Source organism: Nocardia sp. Tas62D01 (assembly GCF_055232035.1).
Window position 1 is genome coordinate 69,593 of the sequence record NZ_JBUYUZ010000003.1, and the last position, 18,164, is coordinate 87,756.

Annotated in this window: 17 protein-coding genes; 9 read left to right on the forward strand and 8 right to left on the reverse strand. The window is 62.8% G+C overall.

Features of this window, described 5'->3' with window-relative positions; genetic code table 11:
- Positions 1-112: 112 nt before the first annotated feature.
- Both ACV7NQ_RS48075 and ACV7NQ_RS48080 read left to right on the forward strand, forming a co-directional pair.
- Entirely contained in the window at positions 113-1,030 is a 918-nt protein-coding gene (locus tag ACV7NQ_RS48075; protein ID WP_463366258.1) for a hypothetical protein, read from the forward strand.
- Positions 1,031-1,243: 213 nt separating this feature from the next.
- The gene (locus tag ACV7NQ_RS48080) at positions 1,244-2,830 is read left to right on the forward strand and encodes an integrase (protein WP_463366259.1); all 1,587 of its coding nucleotides are present in this window, start codon (positions 1,244-1,246) and stop codon (positions 2,828-2,830) included.
- A gap of 432 nt (positions 2,831-3,262) precedes the next feature.
- Here ACV7NQ_RS48080 and ACV7NQ_RS48085 read toward each other — a convergent pair whose 3' ends face one another.
- The 4 genes from ACV7NQ_RS48085 to ACV7NQ_RS48100 form a co-directional block, all read right to left on the reverse strand.
- Entirely contained in the window at positions 3,263-3,880 is a 618-nt protein-coding gene (locus ACV7NQ_RS48085) for a P-loop nucleotide/nucleoside kinase family protein (RefSeq protein WP_463366260.1), read from the reverse strand.
- Between the two features lie 22 nt (positions 3,881-3,902).
- Positions 3,903-4,709 (reverse strand): inositol monophosphatase family protein, encoded by an 807-nt coding sequence (locus tag ACV7NQ_RS48090; RefSeq protein WP_463366261.1) that lies wholly within the window; start codon positions 4,707-4,709, stop codon positions 3,903-3,905.
- Positions 4,706-5,563, reverse strand: coding sequence for a DUF5919 domain-containing protein (locus tag ACV7NQ_RS48095; protein WP_463366262.1), 858 nt, complete (start codon positions 5,561-5,563; stop codon positions 4,706-4,708). The genes ACV7NQ_RS48090 and ACV7NQ_RS48095 overlap by 4 nt, the downstream gene beginning before the upstream one ends.
- A gap of 170 nt (positions 5,564-5,733) precedes the next feature.
- Positions 5,734-7,266: an IS4 family transposase gene (locus ACV7NQ_RS48100; RefSeq protein WP_463366270.1), complete on the reverse strand. Its 1,533-nt coding sequence runs from the start codon at positions 7,264-7,266 to the stop codon at positions 5,734-5,736.
- A 291-nt stretch (positions 7,267-7,557) separates the two neighbouring features.
- Here ACV7NQ_RS48100 and ACV7NQ_RS48105 point away from each other — a divergent pair, with 291 nt between their 5' ends.
- From ACV7NQ_RS48105 to ACV7NQ_RS48115, 3 genes are all read left to right on the forward strand, one after another.
- The gene (locus ACV7NQ_RS48105) at positions 7,558-7,830 is read left to right on the forward strand and encodes a hypothetical protein (RefSeq protein WP_463366263.1); all 273 of its coding nucleotides are present in this window, start codon (positions 7,558-7,560) and stop codon (positions 7,828-7,830) included.
- A 267-nt stretch (positions 7,831-8,097) separates the two neighbouring features.
- Positions 8,098-9,999 (forward strand): hypothetical protein, encoded by a 1,902-nt coding sequence (locus tag ACV7NQ_RS48110; RefSeq protein WP_463366264.1) that lies wholly within the window; start codon positions 8,098-8,100, stop codon positions 9,997-9,999.
- A 1,193-nt stretch (positions 10,000-11,192) separates the two neighbouring features.
- Complete coding sequence (locus ACV7NQ_RS48115; protein ID WP_463366265.1) at positions 11,193-12,725, forward strand: hypothetical protein; 1,533 nt, start codon at positions 11,193-11,195, stop codon at positions 12,723-12,725.
- A gap of 63 nt (positions 12,726-12,788) precedes the next feature.
- Here the strand turns inward: ACV7NQ_RS48115 and ACV7NQ_RS48120 are convergent, their stop codons facing one another.
- Positions 12,789-13,343 (reverse strand): hypothetical protein, encoded by a 555-nt coding sequence (locus tag ACV7NQ_RS48120; protein WP_463366266.1) that lies wholly within the window; start codon positions 13,341-13,343, stop codon positions 12,789-12,791.
- Between the two features lie 378 nt (positions 13,344-13,721).
- Here ACV7NQ_RS48120 and ACV7NQ_RS48125 point away from each other — a divergent pair, with 378 nt between their 5' ends.
- The 3 genes from ACV7NQ_RS48125 to ACV7NQ_RS48135 all read left to right on the forward strand — a co-directional run bounded on the left by ACV7NQ_RS48125 (position 13,722) and on the right by ACV7NQ_RS48135 (position 15,255).
- Positions 13,722-13,943, forward strand: coding sequence for a hypothetical protein (locus ACV7NQ_RS48125; RefSeq protein WP_463366267.1), 222 nt, complete (start codon positions 13,722-13,724; stop codon positions 13,941-13,943).
- A gap of 472 nt (positions 13,944-14,415) precedes the next feature.
- Positions 14,416-14,682 (forward strand): hypothetical protein, encoded by a 267-nt coding sequence (locus ACV7NQ_RS48130; protein ID WP_463366268.1) that lies wholly within the window; start codon positions 14,416-14,418, stop codon positions 14,680-14,682.
- Between the two features lie 222 nt (positions 14,683-14,904).
- The gene (locus tag ACV7NQ_RS48135; RefSeq protein ID WP_463366269.1) at positions 14,905-15,255 is read left to right on the forward strand and encodes a hypothetical protein; all 351 of its coding nucleotides are present in this window, start codon (positions 14,905-14,907) and stop codon (positions 15,253-15,255) included.
- A 392-nt stretch (positions 15,256-15,647) separates the two neighbouring features.
- On the opposite strand, the gene ACV7NQ_RS48140 is transcribed toward ACV7NQ_RS48135, so the two are convergent.
- The 3 genes from ACV7NQ_RS48140 to ACV7NQ_RS48150 form a co-directional block, all read right to left on the reverse strand.
- The gene (locus tag ACV7NQ_RS48140; RefSeq protein WP_463366269.1) at positions 15,648-15,998 is read right to left on the reverse strand and encodes a hypothetical protein; all 351 of its coding nucleotides are present in this window, start codon (positions 15,996-15,998) and stop codon (positions 15,648-15,650) included.
- Between the two features lie 222 nt (positions 15,999-16,220).
- Complete coding sequence (locus tag ACV7NQ_RS48145; protein ID WP_463366268.1) at positions 16,221-16,487, reverse strand: hypothetical protein; 267 nt, start codon at positions 16,485-16,487, stop codon at positions 16,221-16,223.
- 472 nt (positions 16,488-16,959) lie between these two features.
- Complete coding sequence (locus ACV7NQ_RS48150; protein WP_463366267.1) at positions 16,960-17,181, reverse strand: hypothetical protein; 222 nt, start codon at positions 17,179-17,181, stop codon at positions 16,960-16,962.
- 378 nt (positions 17,182-17,559) lie between these two features.
- Between ACV7NQ_RS48150 and ACV7NQ_RS48155 the strand changes: the two genes are divergently transcribed.
- Positions 17,560-18,114 carry a hypothetical protein gene (locus ACV7NQ_RS48155; protein WP_463366266.1) on the forward strand — a complete coding sequence of 185 codons (555 nt, stop codon included), beginning with the start codon at positions 17,560-17,562 and terminating at the stop codon, positions 18,112-18,114.
- The last annotated feature ends 50 nt before the right edge of the window (positions 18,115-18,164 follow it).

Here is an 18,164-nt window from a genome sequence, read left to right on the forward strand (position 1 = left end):
CCGAATCGTGGGCGGGACACACCAGTTAGGAATCAGCGATTGGTGCGAACTCGGGTGCCATCCTCGGCGCGGCGAAGGTATTCGGTGACTTAAGCGTTCGGGAGGCTGAACAGTGTCCACCGCGGTAAAAGTCAAGAACGGTGCGGAACCGACCGATCAAGAGGCTGAGCGCTGGCTCGCTGCGACCGAGTTGGCCAGCGATCAGCAGGCAGCCATATTGCTGTCGCGCGCGATGTTTCCGGCACGGTACGGGTTCGCGAAACGAGAACCCCTGATCCCGCCAGCCGCGGACAGTGATTCCGCCGCCAAGGTGATGTGGCTGCTGAAAGTTGGGCAGACGCCCACGCCTGTGGCTGTTCTGAAAGCGGTTCCTACTGAGGGGTCGGCGCCCACCAAGTCCGCGAAGAAGCTGGCCAGAACGCACGAATGGTTCGCCAGGCAACAGCGCGCGAAGAAGGTCATCGCCACGACCAAGGACGCGAAAGCTCTCAGCAAGCTGCTGGCCGAAGCGGTGGCAGCACATTGGCGCGAGCACGGCACCGGCCCGCACTGGAGCGAGGCTGTGGCCGCCCCCGAGGTTGCGCAGTGGTGGACCGAGGCGACCGGCATGGCGTACCTCGGCAAGGACTTCCGACCAGCCATCTTCCTGACGGCCCGGAAATTGGGGTGGATCGCGTTCAACACCCAGGAACGCTCCTTATGCACCGGGCGGCGGTTCCACCGCCGCCACCTCGGCGACGAAATCTCAAAGGCTCCGCACGAGGACATCGGCTATTTCACCGCCGCCTACATCAGCATCCATCAAGCCATTCACGGCCACAGCCCGGATTGGGCGCAGATCGCCGAATCAGCCACCGACCAGGACGGTCTCCGGTTATTCCTCGATGCCGATGATGCGACGGCACAATCCCGGTGGATCGCCACGCATGGCTGGATCGTCTTGCGAGACGGAAGCATGCAACCAGGAAAGCGCGTCGCTGCAGAGGCTCGCAGTCGGGGCCACAGCATGCCCGATCGACCGCTGACCTGAGCGTTGCTGCGCGCTCAAGCTGTGTGCGGTGCCTGTCAGGCAGATAGACCGTGCGCCGGTGAGATTCGCTGGTTCGGCTGACCCGTAAACGACGAAGCGCCCCCAGAAAATCTGGGGGCGCTTCAGCCTTCGGTCTATCTACGAAGGGAGTGGGCTGATGGCTCTGCAGAAGCAGAACGACTGCGCCCACTTACGTCTGTAGCGTAACACGTCGTGGCGATCGTCGAGAAGGCTGGTCAAAAGGGGTTCATCACGCGGGTTCGTGAGATCGCGTCCAGCGGAACTCCATGGCATCGTCGGTTGTGGCGTGGAGGGACCCTACAGATCGCTCGGGAACTGCTGGATGAGAGCGTCACGCCGGGTATGTCGGTCAGCGCGGTTGAGGATCTGCGCGCGTACGCCAAGCACCTGCTGCAAACCGATCCTGGTCTCGGTACCTTGCGCAACGTTGTCGGCAAAGCGGCCGGCGCGATCAACCCCGGAATCACCACCGGGAGCCACTCCTACGTGCAGCTGTCCGAACATGTGCGACGCACGGACCAGTCGTATTTGTCGAACTGGGCCGCCGAATTCGACAAGGGCAAACCGATCGATGTGGAGGGGGCGGCACGGCGGATCGCCGCCCACATCCTCGATTCCGGCTATCACAAGAGCAGTCTTCACACCTGGATCGGAAGCATGCAGCAAAGCGGCACCTTCACGGTCCCGGATTTCCTGAACACGGCCGCGGACCGGCTCTCCAAGCCCGAACGGGTCTTCACCTTCTGCGTGCCGATCACCAACAACACGCCGTTCGAGATCACCCCTGACCGCGCGCCGGGCTGGTTGACCGCAGTGGATACCGCGGGGTGGAAGAAGCAGCACGCACCCGATGCCGACTCGATCCGCTACCAGGGGTCGTTCCTGCTGGAAGTGTGCGCAAAGGAGATCAACTCCGCCGCCGACCGCGCTCGCGCCCGGATCTCCGATCTCGAGGCGAAGTTCCAAGTAGGTGGCCGCCCTCAGATCCAGCTCGCGAAACAGATGTGGTCGAAGGAGAAGGGGAAGATCTTCGCCACTCAGGCCACCAATCGCATGCTCGATGTGCGCTCCTTCGAGCGCCTCGATCAATTGCAGGACTTGCAGATGCCCGACTACATCACCAGCGCCTTGGCGCTAATTCAGCCTGTCCGAACTGGGGCCGCTCACCTGGCCATCATGAGCGGCTGGTCGGCCATCGAGTCGTTGCTGGTAGGTCCAGACGACCGCGACGTTGTTGGGGCCGAACGGTTTTCACTCATCGTCGCCGCAAGTATGCCCCGCGCCGAGCTAACCAGGCTTGCCCACAACTACCGCAACAGCAACGACGACGCCCTTGCCCGAGAGCTGACGGACTGCCCCGACAATCTCAGCCGCGCCAAGCGGTTTCAGCAGCACCTGTGCTCGGGCACGCCGGTCACGATGCCGAGCGACGTCGACAATCTGGCGATCAAGCGCCTGACCCCGTTCCTGGTCGGCCCAGGACCCGAAGTCCGCAAAATCGCTGACATCCTCACCAACGAGTTCGTGCGGTTCTACCGCAAGCGAAACCTGATCGTGCACGGCGGGAAAACACACGCCGACAACCTGCATCCGATCTCTGAGACCATGTCTCCCCTGATCGGCGCCGGTGTGGATCGGCTAATCCATGTCGGGCTCAAGTTTGGGATCCGTCCTATCGCTCTGGCCGCGATGGTCGCGACCAACCTTGACTATCTCGTGCCCGCCACCGCAGATAACGCCGGCAACCTGCTCGAAATCATGGAACTGCCAGGGCGGTGAGCGGGAGCGCGTAGTGCCATTGGCCGCACTCGCCGACGATCAGCCCATTTCGCGTGCCGACGCGATGCGCGCTCTGGCCACCGTTCGACCGCGCCGCACCGCCTGAGGCGTTTTACGAACGGAATCCGATCGATAGGCCGCACTTTAGCCAGTCGGAGGTTTGCTCCTACGATCAGAGGTATGAGCACACCGCTGGATCCGAAAGCGCCGTACTGGACCCGGCGAGACGTTGCGGATTACTTGGGCTGGTCACCACAGACGGTGAGCTCGTACCTATCGGCAGGTCGCCTGCCGGAACCATTTGATCGTGTCGCGGGCTCACCGATCTGGGAACCACAGACGATCATCGCCTGGAACGAAGGGGGTCGGCCAAAACGGTTGGTCGACTGAAATCACTGGCCTGACCAGCATCGCTCGCTCGGGCTTGCGAGATTAGTTTCGTACTACGTAGTCCACGACGGCGGCGGCCAAATCGCCAGTTCCCTGTTCCAGGACCTCGTTCCGATATGCGTCCCAGTTGGCCAGTTTTCCGGCGTCGCGAGGTGCGCCCCGGCGGGCCATCCGCTCACGGATCTGGTCAGGTTCGGCCGACACCCAGATGGTCTGGACCTGCCGCGCCGGTGCTGACACGGATGACTCGATGTACTCGCCGAGTGAGATTCCCTGCTGGGCAGCGCATCGGACGTGACCAAGGAACGGCGCGTCGACAACCACCGGCGTGCGGTGGCCAGTGATGAGCGCGTGGCGGATCAGGGCGCTGTAGATGTGTGGGTTGATGATCCGCGCGTAGACGCTGCTGTCCCGGTCGTGCGGGTCGCCGGTCAGCTCGGTCATAACGGACTCTTCGAGCTCGGGCGCGAAGCTGTCCTTGTCGATGAGCACGGCGCCCATGACTTCGGTGAGATGACGGGCCGCTGTCGACTTTCCCGACGCCGGAAAACCACACACGATCGTGACGCCGGTGTCCGTTGCAGCCGCGATCCGGTCCAGCTCGCGAGTCATCACGAACTGCGCGACGGCAAATGGTTGGGGCTGACTCGCTGGTCGCATCAAGTTCTCCTTCACCCCCTGATCAGGAAGGGGGATCGGTCGCCGCAAGCAGCTTCAGCAGAGCGTCGGAGATCTGCGGATTCGCTGCGATCGTGTGAGCGGATGACAGGGTGTGGCCACTGCCGTCGGAGTCGGTGACGATCGCGCCGGCCTCGCGCGCGATCAATACTCCGGCCGCGACATCCCACGGTTTATTCGACAAAAGCACACAAGCGTCGATGCGTCCCTCGGCGACCCACACAAGATCCAGCGCGGCTGAGCCCAACATCCGAACCCGCTCGATCTGCTCGGCGAGCGCGGCCGTCACAGCGAGCCGCTGCCGGTTCTTTACCGCCGCGCCCGCACCGACGGCGTAGTCACCGATCGAGACGATGGCGTTCGACAACAAATCCGTGGCGCTCGCGGTAATGCGTCGGCCATTGCAGATCGCGCCTTTCCCAGTGGATGCGTGATATTCCAGGTCGAGGAACGGTGCGCCGATCACGCCGACTATCGGCACATCGTCGCAGGTCAATGCCAAGGAGACCGCGCACAGCGGCAGGCCGTGGATGAAGTTCGATGTTCCGTCAATCGGGTCGAGAATCCACCGATATCGCGAACCGACAGCCGTTTCGGCGCCGTCGGCCTCTTCCCCCAGAAAGTCGATGCCCTCGGCGGCGCCCTGCAGATATCGCCGCACCGTTTCCTGGATACGCATATCGAGGTCGGTCACGAAATCACGGTCGTCCTTGCTGCGCACTTCACCCGGCCCGACGGTGCGCAGCAGCTCGCAACCGCGCGCCACGGCCACTCTCGCCACATCGAGCATCGCTGCCACCTCAAAGCTCATTGGACGCGCCTTTCCCCGCTGTCGACCCACATGCTCTCGAAAACATCGGAGAACGTAGTGAAGATCCCCCGCCCGCTGGACTTGCGCGCCACGAAGGTTGGAGACTCGACACCCCGCGCCGTAGGCATGTATGGCTGCATGACGCACACGGCGGCGTCAATGATCGTGATGTTGAACCGGATTGGCTGGTCGTAGACACGGATCAGCAGCGAACCGGGCGCGCTCGGGCTGGTTTTGTTCCGAATGCGTTCAAGGGTGCGGATATTCGTGTCGGTGAGGTTTGTCAGCAGCCCCGCCGGATGCCCCTCCTCGATCTCTCGATCCCGAATGCTGGTGCCGTCCGGATCAAGGAACAGGCATCGAATGACCGTCCCGGTGTCCAACAGCCGCACGATGTCGGAGTCGGAATACTGCTGGCACAACATGTTCAAGGACAGTCCGGCCATGTCGATCTGCTGAGCCGTCTCGAACAGTTCCTGCGGCGGCATCGCCCGCATGAAGTCCAGTCGAGTCGCGAAAACCGCCTCGACATCGGCCATTTCGCCCCGGCTGGAAGTTCCTCGTGGTCGCGGTGGCTCAGGATGCCGCACCAGATCATCTGGATCCCCCGAGAATTCCTCGAACAACTCCGCGATCTTCCATTCGGGGAACATGGCCTGAAGGATCCGGCAGTGGTGCGGATAGGGCAAGCGGGAAACATCACCAGCAAGCCACCGGTAGAACTGCGCTTTCCGCGGGCCACCCCCAACAAGTTCGGGCTCCAGGGTTCTCGCGAGCTGGTCGTACTCGCGGTTGAACGACGAGACCGTTTGCAGGTGACGTTGCTGGAGAAGAGCTTTCAAGACGGTGCCCATAGCCGCCTGCCTTCAGTATGAAACATCAGTGTTGACCGAAGGGTACGCCGGAGGAGACAAGGAAGAGACAAGGAAGAGACACAAGCGCGCAAGGTGAGACATTTGCGGCGGCGAGACGATACCTGGCACGCCGATACCTTGTTGATGTCCGGCACTGGTTCCAATGCCGCTTAGCTCGCCCCCTGTAGAGCTGTGACCGGCGGTTTTGCGGATGGTCGTCGTTGTGTCGGCGTGATGCAGCTTTGGTTGGCCAGCCGGATGGTAGCGGGTCCGGTGTGACGGGTTCCCTTGTCTGCCTTGCGTTTTACTCGGAAGCTGTTGTGTCTGGCGCGTTTGACGACGCGGGGGTAGGAGCGGTGGCGGCGGGGGTTGAGGTGGCGTTTTGCGGTGATCTGTTCGGCGAGTTCGGTGTGGAGCTCGAGTTGGCGGTCAGGGGAAAAACCGTCCGGGCCTGCGATGGTGTCGCGGGCGAGTCGGACGGTCTGGGTGAACTTCACGCGGTCGGGATCGATGCCGGTCTCGACCGCGGCCCGGCAGATCAGCGAGCAGATCGCGTAGTGGGCGATGAGGAATCCGTATATTTCCTGGCGGACCATGTCCGGGGTTTGCGAGCGCAGGGTTTTGGCGGGGCCGCGGAGCTGCGTCTTGATTTGCCTGTTCGCGGCTTCGTGTTCCCAGCGTTGGTGATAGGCCTCGGCCAGGATCAGCGAGGGTGCCTCGTGCGGGTCGAGGATGGTGGTGAGCAGGCAGATCAGCTCACCGCCTTCGCCACGGTCGGTGATCTCGTACTCGATGACGCGGGCGAAACGAGTCCGGTCCCAGTCCAACTCCTCCCCGGCTATGGCCGCCTCCAGCAGCTCGGCCCGCATTTTCGCCGGGGTTTTGGGCGCGAAAAGCAGTGTCACATAGGAGCCGTCACCGAGGCGGTCCACGATCGGCAGGTCCATAATGTCACCGAGACGCCACAACAGGTCGGCGTCGGTGTCGGCGCCCTGGCACCACAGTTTGAAACTGTAGAACCCCTGGTCACACACCAACATCATGCCGGGTTCGAGTAACCAGATCAGTTCGGCCGCGGCGGTGCGTTCACCGGTGCCCTTGCCCACGACCGGCCCGATCACCGCGCCCAGGCTCACATGCGAGCCGCATTCGGTCAACGTCACCACCCGTGCCTGTGGCAACACTCCCTTGCTCGGTTTACCGAATTCCGTTGCGTTGGCCTCGGTGTCGGCCACGTCGAACACCATGCCATCAATCGAGACCAGCCTGCGTCGCGCGTAGAACGCGTCCAGGGTCAGCCGCGACGCCACCGGCACCGCGATCCGCTCGAACAGTGTTTTCATCGGCTCGAACCCCAGCCGCTGCCGGGCCTGGGTGATCCCACCCGAGGTCGGCAAACTCCACTTCGGATCCCAACAACGCCAAAGCCGCAGCGGCCCAACCAGTTTCCGCATCACCCCCTCGTAGTCCACACCTGCGAACAACGCCAACGCGACCACGAAATACATCACCAAATGCGGCGGCAACGTCCCACCACGACGCTTGGGCGCCTTGCCGTGCTCGGAAATCGCCATCTCCACCGCATCACGGTCCACCACAGCGGTCAACACACCCAACGACACCTGATCGATCAACGACACCGCACCCACATCCACCACGTCGGCGACGCTAACCCCAGCACCGACACGATCCGGCACCGACACGCCCAAAAACGCTCCACACCAACCAGTCTCACAGACCAACCAGCTGGCACTACATCGCAATCATGCCGATGACCTGCGAAAACACGTCAAGCTAAGTGGCATTGGCACTGGTTCCCAGCTCAACGCCCCGATAACCCGAGGGCTTTGCGCTCTCGTAGCTTGCGCCGAACCGAGGGTGGCTGGCTAAAACGGCTGGTCGGCTGAAATCAACCCTGGACGTGTAGGAGGTACGCTCCTACACTCGATAAATACGTAGGAGCATCCCTCCTATGACCTGGAAGGAGAGAACCGATGGCCGCATACTTCCAGTCCTTGTCGACTCAGACATGCACTTTCAGTAGCGCATTCGCCGATCGAGAGTTCAGTGAGCGTTTGGCCCCCGAGGAGGCCGCCGAGGTCCGGAAAAGACTCGGGCCTGCCGGCGTGGTTGCGATGCGGGAGTTGCTGCTACTGCACCAGAAGGGCGTTCTCGACGCGGTCGTTGCCGAGGACGGCGAACTGAATTTCTACGCCGTCGAGCGGGACTTCTATGTCTCCGACCAGGTTTCAACACGTCCGTCGTGACGCCCTCGGCGACAGGGGTGTTAACCGCTGCCAACTCCCGACACGCCGAGTGCTGCGGTGACGGTGTGGTGGAGGGCGTTCGGTTCGAAAGGGGCAGAGATTGTTTCGGCGCGCGGTGCTCGCGGCTTTGGGGCTGACTTCGATCGACTGCTGCAGTAGAATCACACTAACTGTAAACAGTCTAAACTGTTAGAATGTTTACATGTCTGAGCATCGTGAACGTGCCCAGGCTCTCCTGCCCGTATCTCGTCCCAAGGGGATGCTCCGATGAAGATCTTGTCGAAGAAGAAGTCCGCGGATCTGCCCGCTGATGTGCTGGAGCGCCGCGTCCAGGAGGCGCGCGTCGTGCTGGCCCACCAGCACGACCCGGCGCTCGTCGATGCGCTGTCCAAGCGGGAGCTGGCCGCGAACCGGGCACTGGCCGAGGCCATGCGCGACCACCAGCGCAAAGACCAGCTCGTCCGGATGGACTCGGCCGCAGCCGCGGCCGCGCGGACCCGGAGCACCGTGGCCGCGCTCGCGGACCGTGAGGCCGAGGAGCTGCTCCTGGCGCAGCGCGCCATCAGCGAGGCGCGGCGTGCCACCAGCCCGCAATCGCGCCTCGCGCGCCTGTACAAGCGCCGCACTCTGGTGCTGCGCATCCTGACCTTCGTCATGGTCGCGTCGATGCTCTACTCCGCGGTCACCGTGCAGCAGAACATCGCCCCGGCCGGCGGGGCCAGCAATCCGATGTTCTGGTTCTCCTACGCGCTGGAGGCTCTGATCAGCGGCTCCCTGCTGGCGATCATGCTCATCGACAGCGACACCGTCGAATGGCTACCGGAGATAGAGAAGCAGAAGGGCATCGAGGTGGCTCTGCTGGCGGTGACGATCGGACTCAACACCTTCCCGTACATCACGCGCTTCAACTTCTACGGCACCGTCGTCCACACGATCGCTCCGGTCATGATGGGCGTCGCGCTCTCCATCCACGACCGAGCAACGCGCCGCTACGGGAGCGCGATCATTCGGGCCACCGAGACCATTACCGAAACCGATGAGATCACCACGCGGCTGGCCGAGCTGACGCGGATGAACGTCGATCCGATGGACTCCTTCGCACACGCCAACGCCGCTGTGACCCACCACCGGACCGCCGAGCGCGTCGACGTCTCCCCCGCACCCGCACTGGAGCAGCCCGCACCCGCAGTGCGGGACGACGCGGAAACCCGCACCCCGCACCTGGAAACCCGCACCACTGCGGGTTCGGGTCACCCCGCACCCGCAGTCGATCCCGCACCCGCACCTGCACCCGCAGTCGATCCCGCACCCGCACCTGCACCCGCAATCGACCCCGCACCCGCACCTGCACCCGCAATCGACCCCGCAGCGGCCCGCACCACTGCGGGCCCCGCACCCGCACCCGCACCTGCGCCCGCAGTGCGGGACGACGCGGCGGCCGCGACCCCGCACGACACCGCCGATTCGGTCGCTGAACTGGCGTTGGTGCGGACCCGCACCGAAATCCCGCACCCCGCAGCCAGCGCCGCCGCGATCGACACCGAAACCCGCACCACCAGCGCCATCGACGACCTCAACAGCGCCGACCAGAGCTCCGCTGCGGGCACCGAGACCAGCGACAACGCCGACATCAGCATCGATACCGGTACACGGCCCGCAGTGAATGAGCCGACCGACGCGGCGCATGCCTCCGTCGACGAGCTCGTCGGCGCGCCGGCCGGCGACATCGACACCGACGACGACCAGGCGCACACCGAGGCACCGGCAACGGTGGGCGAGCCGCCCCTGTCGGACGCCAAGCCCGCAGTGCGGACCCGCACCACCCCGCACCAGCTGACGTCTCCCCGCCTCAGCCCGGCGCCCGCACCGGCCCGCACCGGCGCTCCTCTCGTCACGGCGGCCGCGACGGCCCGGCAGCTGCCGGAGTGGATGTCGCCGGTGTTCGAGCTCGCCGAGCAGGTCAAGGCGCGCGGCATCACCAAGACCAAGACGGTCGAAGAGGTTGCCGCGGTCATCACCGCGATCGACGCGGGCGCGGCGAACAACGCCATCGCGAAGGCACCGGAAACCCAGATGTCGTACAGAACCGTCGCGAGCATCCGCAAGGCCGCGGCCGAGATCCGCAACGAGCACCGCGGTGGCGGCCGCGTCATCGAGCTGAGGAAGTAGGGAACCGACGTCATGGACTACCACCGCCATCACATCCACGACGAGCAACCCGTCAAAAACACTGACGGTTCCGCGATTTCGAACCGTCAGCACTACTAGCGGTCAAAACCGTCAGTCGGCCCGACGCTTTAGTCGTATGACTCACAACCGCTCAGGCGAGACCCCACGAACGACTCGAAGGCGTGAGAGGCACAGGATGGGCCAGGACGACAGCTCGGTGGCGGCACGGCGCGCAGTGGTGTGCCGCGCCGTGCAGGTGTGCACTTTCAAATCCGGAATGGGGCCTGGTACAACAGCTCTCAGAGCTCTACCAGAGTCGACGCGGGCAATCCGCTGGCCACACACACCCGGTGTGGATGCGTGTCGCAAACGGCTTTTTCGGTGCGATTGTGGTGGGGTGGGAACAACAAATGGCCGCTCAGCGGCCGATCTGACCGAAGCTCGACAGCAAGAAACCCCGGTCTCGTTTCGTTTGGCCGCGAGAGAGATCCGGGGTTCCGTAACCCAAGCTGGGTGCGAAGCCTCAAATGAGGGGTCCGCTGCGACTCCTCGAACGAGGGCCCGCGCGTATCACGATACAGGTCCACTCGGACATCGTCCGAGCGGACCGGGTGATTTCACGGGGCGTGTCGCATCCGGCTCTGACCAGAAGGACATGCAGAGACCGATGCCATCCGGCACCCGAGGAAAACGATCAGCAGCCACGTCGAGTACGCTCCGCGGCCATCTCTTAGACCACGCACCGGATCGCGACTCCGGCGCGCGGGGCATGCGGCCGATACCCGCATGCCCCGCTGCCGCCGGACTCCGGTGTGCGCCAGGACATTCCGTCACCTACCGGAGGAGGTGCTGCTGACCTGACCAATACCTAACTTCACCCTCAGTGCAGCTGTGGTGTGACCCAACAAAATCGCGCCAACGATTGGTCTCACCCGCTGTTCTTCGAAAGACGCCTGCGAATCGCAGATGCGTCCCTCTTTTGTGTCCCTAGGAAGGACTGCCCAGTTGAGCAGGTCCAATGGTAAAGCACGCCCGGGCCCGGGCGCGGCGCTCCTGATCGAGAAGGTTCGCCACCGGGCTGGTATCGACGACGACGCGACCGCCTCGAGCAGACGATCGCCGAGCTCAACACCGGTCAGCGTGGCGCCAGCTGGTCGCTGCCGGTCCCTGACGGCGCTTCAGCGCTGGTGCCTGTGGTCAGAGTGAAGGACTGGCTGCCCGGCGTGGCTCCGGCTCTGGACAGCACGGACGCCGAGATCGTCGCCGGACTCAACCGCCACCAGACCGGCACAAGTTGGTCGCTGCCGCTCGCGGACGGCGCCTCCAACAAGGTGCCGGTGTGGGACAGCCCGCGGCAGTGGCTGCACTGCCTGCGCCTGGAGTTGGACACCGAATGTGGCCGCGGGCTGCTCAAGCGGCTGCGAACTTGCGCGAAGACGGTGCTGAAGATCGCCAAGGTGATGGCGGCGGCCGCCAATACGGGCAACGGCCGCAACCTCACTGCCTCGATCGCGACCATCGTCAAGCGGTCCGGGTTCCAGAAGGCGGCAGTAGAACGCGCCCGCGCCGTCGTGCTGAAGCTCGGGTTCGCCGTGGACATGGCCACCGGCCGGCACCTGTACAAGCATGAGCGGGTCGCCGCGCTGGCTCACCATGGCGGCTACCAGGCTGCGGCCGCCAGCGTCTGGCACTTGACGGTCCCCCGCGCCGCGGTCGGCCGGGCAACACCGCTGAAGCCTCGCCGCAAGTCCGCGAGCCTGGGCCGGTTAACCCGCGGTGCACACATTGCTGCGGCCGTAGCCGCCGGTGGAGGCCAGGACAACAGCCGGGAGGACCTATCTTCAAGAACTTTAGTTCTTGAAGAATCTCTAGTTGGTAAGAACTCACCAAAACGCGCGCGAGCGCACGCACGGCGCGGAAAATTCTCGAAAAAAAGCAGCAGAGAACGCCAGGAGCGGCCGCTACGGCCGTTGCATGCGCAGCAGGCGGCCGCCGAGCTGGTCGCCGCATCCATCGGCCTGGACCACGGGCACATCGGCGCGATCACCGACGTGCTCATCATCGTGGGGATCGACACCCTCCTTTTCGACGGCTACGCCATCAAAAAGCGCATGGACCAGCACAACCAGGACCGCGGCCTGTCCTGGCCGGACCGGATCCAGAACCCAGCTGCATTCCTGCGGGCACTGCTGCCTGGCATCGACTGGACCACTCAGATCCCGTCGGAACCGGCCGCTATGGTGCGTGCACGCCGCACCGCACGCCGAGCCGCCGAGCACCAGGCCGCCGCCGAACGCCAGCGGGCCAGGAACATGCCCGCACAGGTCACAGACCGCATCGAAAATGGCACCTACCAGGCATTCCGCGCTCTCATGGACCACAAGAAACCACGCCTGGCGAAGAAGTCCCCTGAACCGGCCCCTGAACAGCCCGCTGAGCCTGAGGAGAGCGGGAAGCCGCTACTGTCCTGGCTCGTCGAAGATGACGCGGCTGCGGGCCCCACAGGCGGTATTTCAGGTGCCGACGACGCAGGCTCGGACCGCCGCGAGATCGAACTCACCGCCGCCGCAGGTGAATGCCGCTGCGTGTTCTGCCCGGAGCCAGGCATCGTGCGCGAAACTGTGCCGTCGCGATCGGCTGTGTGTGAGGACTGCTGGCACAGCACCGGATTCGCCGCGCTCTACCCCGACACCGGCCTGGTCACGGCGATGACGGAGGCGGTGTAGACCACGGTGCGCATCCTGCCTCTCGCACCAGCAGCAAGCGATGACGTGACGATGACCAGTGAGTCATTGCTGGGCCTGTGGCTGTCGCATCGGGTCGGGGTAGCGGGCAAGTAGTTCGGGGCTGCTCGCTCCGGATTGGACGTACGGAAGCGGGATCATCCGCGGATCGTCGCCCGGCCGGAAAGCCTCTACGACATCGAGATGGTCAAGAAGTCTGTCAAGATCCGGTTTCCACCAGCCGTGCTTTTCGGTTGAGTGGCCGACGAGATCCAACTCAATGCTGGAGTCGGCCAGGCGATTCGATGTCTCCGAAAATGACAGCATGAAGCTGGTACGGCGTTCCCAGACCATGTCAGCGCGGCGCTCTGGTCTGAACTCTGACGGCGGATAGAACCACGTGAGCGCATTGTCACCGGAGTACTCGCGATCGAGCTGCCAGCCGCGTGCCTCCAGCCGGGTCGCCAACAACTCGGCGTCAGCAACCAGCTCCTTCACGTCCTCGTCGAACTCTTCGATCAGCTCATCGCCCAAGATGACCTCACGCACGCCGCGAGGATCGCGGATTACCAGACGCCTCGCCGGCGCCGGCGCTGCTGTCACTGCGCCCGACACCTGCATCGAACCCTTTTTGCCGCTCCGCGCCTGTCTACGTGCTTTCTTCTGCCCACTCTGTTTCCCCATGGCACTGGCGTACCAGCATCCCTACGCACCTGGGCGCCGCCACGCCGGAACAGCAGCACCCATTTCGCCAATGCCGGTTGACGAAAGCTATTGGGCAGGAAGAAGACTCACGACATGGCGGCCATATTGAACTGTGTGCCCCAGCTGCGAGGACCACCACGCCGCCGCGCTCTGACATCTGCCCTGGCGGGAGCGTGACTGCGACACGTTCACCCGGAAGGAGGCTGCGTGATGCCGCGGCTCTAGATCTAGACTGTTGACAGTCTAGACTGTTAGAATTGAGTCATCTGGTCAGCACGCCAGGAAGAGATACAGATGACCGCCAAGAGTCACCCCACCGATCTCGCCACAGTTGGCCAATCCGATCGGACAACGCTCAAATGCTCGTGCGGCGCAACCCATGGCATCACCAGTAAGCGCATCCAGAGCCCGTATAACCCGGCACTTGCCACCAGCGTCGTCAGCACCGCCGATTTTCTGGCACAGCGCGCCTGGATTAAGGCCCACCGCGAGCACGGGCGGATCTCTCAGAGGTGAGAACCTCGCGGGGTGCCTGCGGCGGCCGCGCGGCCGAGGAGGACCGGCGCGCGGCGGAGCTCGACGCCGCTGCGGTGGAGACGTGCCTGATGTGCTCGTCGGCGCCCGGCACCCGTCCGGACGTTCGATGCCGTCGCGCCCAGCTGTGAAGACCACCAGGCCGTCGCCTCGAGCTGACATCCGCCCTGGTCGCAGCATCTAACAGTCAAAACTGCCCAGCTTATAGACTCATAACAGTTTAAACTGTTATGATTGGGAAAGCGGAAACGCCGCGAGGCAGTACAAATCGAAATCGACAGGGAGAGAACGAAATTGGACACTGAAACGACTGCACCAGGCTTCATCGACTTCGAGGATTTCGCGGCCATCGACCCTGCTCTTGCCGCCGCGGCCCGGTGGTACAAGGGCCTGATCCTGGATCGGTGCCGAGCATGCGCGCGGATATCCCTACTGGGTGGGAAAATTCCCGCACATGGTCGATGGTGAGCCCGACGAGCGGGAGGAATGGTCGGTCAGTATCGGGCGCGCCCGCGAAACCGGGGAGTGGCACATTGAAGTGTCGACAAACGATCTGGTGGCTCACCAGCTGTCCGACGCTGGCGCTGAGGGCTTGATCACCACAATCCGCGCCGCTCAGGCCACACAGCGCGGAGACGAGCAGCACCGCGATCGATGGACAGGGCCTCTGCGGTTCGCCGAGTTCGTCACGCGGGGCCGGGCGGAATACCCCGCCCTGTAGCCGCACCACCGCACGGGCCGGGACTTTGGCCGGCCAGTGGCCCGACGATCCGCAGGCACTCGGGCAGTTGTAGGCGACTTGCCGACCGCGGAGCGGACGGCGCATACTTCCCGGAAGAGAAGGAAGAAAAGAATGTAACGAAAGCCGCTAAGGAATGGAAATTGAGGGAAAATTACCTTATTATTGTAGATAGCAGCACACAGGGAGAGGGAGAAAACGGCAATGAACGCAATCGACAAGCTCGACAACATCGAAGCGGTGACGACTCGCCTGCGCGAGTACGATCTGGTACTGCTCGATCAGGCGATCGCGCGGTGGAAGATGGAAATCGGCTCGCGGAAGATCGATGTCGGTATCGCGCTGAACGCCGCAGTGCTTATGATCCTTCGCGCGGACAACGAGGAACTGGTCCGAGAGCTTGCCGCATCGAAGGGATACTCGGAGGAGAAGGTGGCCCAGATGATCAAGGTCCACAAGTTCTTCATGGACGAGTTCTTCGACGTGCTGGAGGATGTGGTCGAGACGCGGAAGCGGTTGGACGGACGAATCAAGTCCAACAAGAAGATCGCATAGGAATAAATAGTGCGGGTTGGAAAAAAGTCCGGGAAACAACGTGACAAAACCCAGCCCGCACGCTATATACTAGCTATGACCAAAGGGAGAACGCGAGAAACGCAAACTACAGCGAAAGGGAAGATTACCATGGTAAGGAATAATGGAAGAAATGGAAGAAAAGGAAGTAAAGAAGAAAGTAGTTATAAGAATAAACAGTTTATTCTTATAACTACTTTCTTCTTTACTTCCTTTTCTTCCATTTCTTCCATTATTCCTTACCATGGTAATCTTCCCTTTCGCTGTAGTTTGCGTTTCTCGCGTTCTCCCTTTGGTCATAGCTAGTATATAGCGTGCGGGCTGGGTTTTGTCACGTTGTTTCCGGACTTTTTTCCAACCCGCACTATTTATTCCTATGCGATCTTCTTGTTGGACTTGATTCGTCCGTCCAACCGCTTCCGCGTCTCGACCACATCCTCCAGCACGTCGAAGAACTCGTCCATGAAGAACTTGTGGACCTTGATCATCTGGGCCACCTTCTCCTCCGAGTATCCCTTCGATGCGGCAAGCTCTCGGACCAGTTCCTCGTTGTCCGCGCGAAGGATCATAAGCACTGCGGCGTTCAGCGCGATACCGACATCGATCTTCCGCGAGCCGATTTCCATCTTCCACCGCGCGATCGCCTGATCGAGCAGTACCAGATCGTACTCGCGCAGGCGAGTCGTCACCGCTTCGATGTTGTCGAGCTTGTCGATTGCGTTCATTGCCGTTTTCTCCCTCTCCCTGTGTGCTGCTATCTACAATAATAAGGTAATTTTCCCTCAATTTCCATTCCTTAGCGGCTTTCGTTACATTCTTTTCTTCCTTCTCTTCCGGGAAGTATGCGCCGTCCGCTCCGCGGTCGGCAAGTCGCCTACAACTGCCCGAGTGCCTGCGGATCGTCGGGCCACTGGCCGGCCAAAGTCCCGGCCCGTGCGGTGGTGCGGCTACAGGGCGGGGTATTCCGCCCGGCCCCGCGTGACGAACTCGGCGAACCGCAGAGGCCCTGTCCATCGATCGCGGTGCTGCTCGTCTCCGCGCTGTGTGGCCTGAGCGGCGCGGATTGTGGTGATCAAGCCCTCAGCGCCAGCGTCGGACAGCTGGTGAGCCACCAGATCGTTTGTCGACACTTCAATGTGCCACTCCCCGGTTTCGCGGGCGCGCCCGATACTGACCGACCATTCCTCCCGCTCGTCGGGCTCACCATCGACCATGTGCGGGAATTTTCCCACCCAGTAGGGATATCCGCGCGCATGCTCGGCACCGATCCAGGATCAGGCCCTTGTACCACCGGGCCGCGGCGGCAAGAGCAGGGTCGATGGCCGCGAAATCCTCGAAGTCGATGAAGCCTGGTGCAGTCGTTTCAGTGTCCAATTTCGTTCTCTCCCTGTCGATTTCGATTTGTACTGCCTCGCGGCGTTTCCGCTTTCCCAATCATAACAGTTTAAACTGTTATGAGTCTATAAGCTGGGCAGTTTTGACTGTTAGATGCTGCGACCAGGGCGGATGTCAGCTCGAGGCGACGGCCTGGTGGTCTTCACAGCTGGGCGCGACGGCATCGAACGTCCGGACGGGTGCCGGGCGCCGACGAGCACATCAGGCACGTCTCCACCGCAGCGGCGTCGAGCTCCGCCGCGCGCCGGTCCTCCTCGGCCGCGCGGCCGCCGCAGGCACCCCGCGAGGTTCTCACCTCTGAGAGATCCGCCCGTGCTCGCGGTGGGCCTTAATCCAGGCGCGCTGTGCCAGAAAATCGGCGGTGCTGACGACGCTGGTGGCAAGTGCCGGGTTATACGGGCTCTGGATGCGCTTACTGGTGATGCCATGGGTTGCGCCGCACGAGCATTTGAGCGTTGTCCGATCGGATTGGCCAACTGTGGCGAGATCGGTGGGGTGACTCTTGGCGGTCATCTGTATCTCTTCCTGGCGTGCTGACCAGATGACTCAATTCTAACAGTCTAGACTGTCAACAGTCTAGATCTAGAGCCGCGGCATCACGCAGCCTCCTTCCGGGTGAACGTGTCGCAGTCACGCTCCCGCCAGGGCAGATGTCAGAGCGCGGCGGCGTGGTGGTCCTCGCAGCTGGGGCACACAGTTCAATATGGCCGCCATGTCGTGAGTCTTCTTCCTGCCCAATAGCTTTCGTCAACCGGCATTGGCGAAATGGGTGCTGCTGTTCCGGCGTGGCGGCGCCCAGGTGCGTAGGGATGCTGGTACGCCAGTGCCATGGGGAAACAGAGTGGGCAGAAGAAAGCACGTAGACAGGCGCGGAGCGGCAAAAAGGGTTCGATGCAGGTGTCGGGCGCAGTGACAGCAGCGCCGGCGCCGGCGAGGCGTCTGGTAATCCGCGATCCTCGCGGCGTGCGTGAGGTCATCTTGGGCGATGAGCTGATCGAAGAGTTCGACGAGGACGTGAAGGAGCTGGTTGCTGACGCCGAGTTGTTGGCGACCCGGCTGGAGGCACGCGGCTGGCAGCTCGATCGCGAGTACTCCGGTGACAATGCGCTCACGTGGTTCTATCCGCCGTCAGAGTTCAGACCAGAGCGCCGCGCTGACATGGTCTGGGAACGCCGTACCAGCTTCATGCTGTCATTTTCGGAGACATCGAATCGCCTGGCCGACTCCAGCATTGAGTTGGATCTCGTCGGCCACTCAACCGAAAAGCACGGCTGGTGGAAACCGGATCTTGACAGACTTCTTGACCATCTCGATGTCGTAGAGGCTTTCCGGCCGGGCGACGATCCGCGGATGATCCCGCTTCCGTACGTCCAATCCGGAGCGAGCAGCCCCGAACTACTTGCCCGCTACCCCGACCCGATGCGACAGCCACAGGCCCAGCAATGACTCACTGGTCATCGTCACGTCATCGCTTGCTGCTGGTGCGAGAGGCAGGA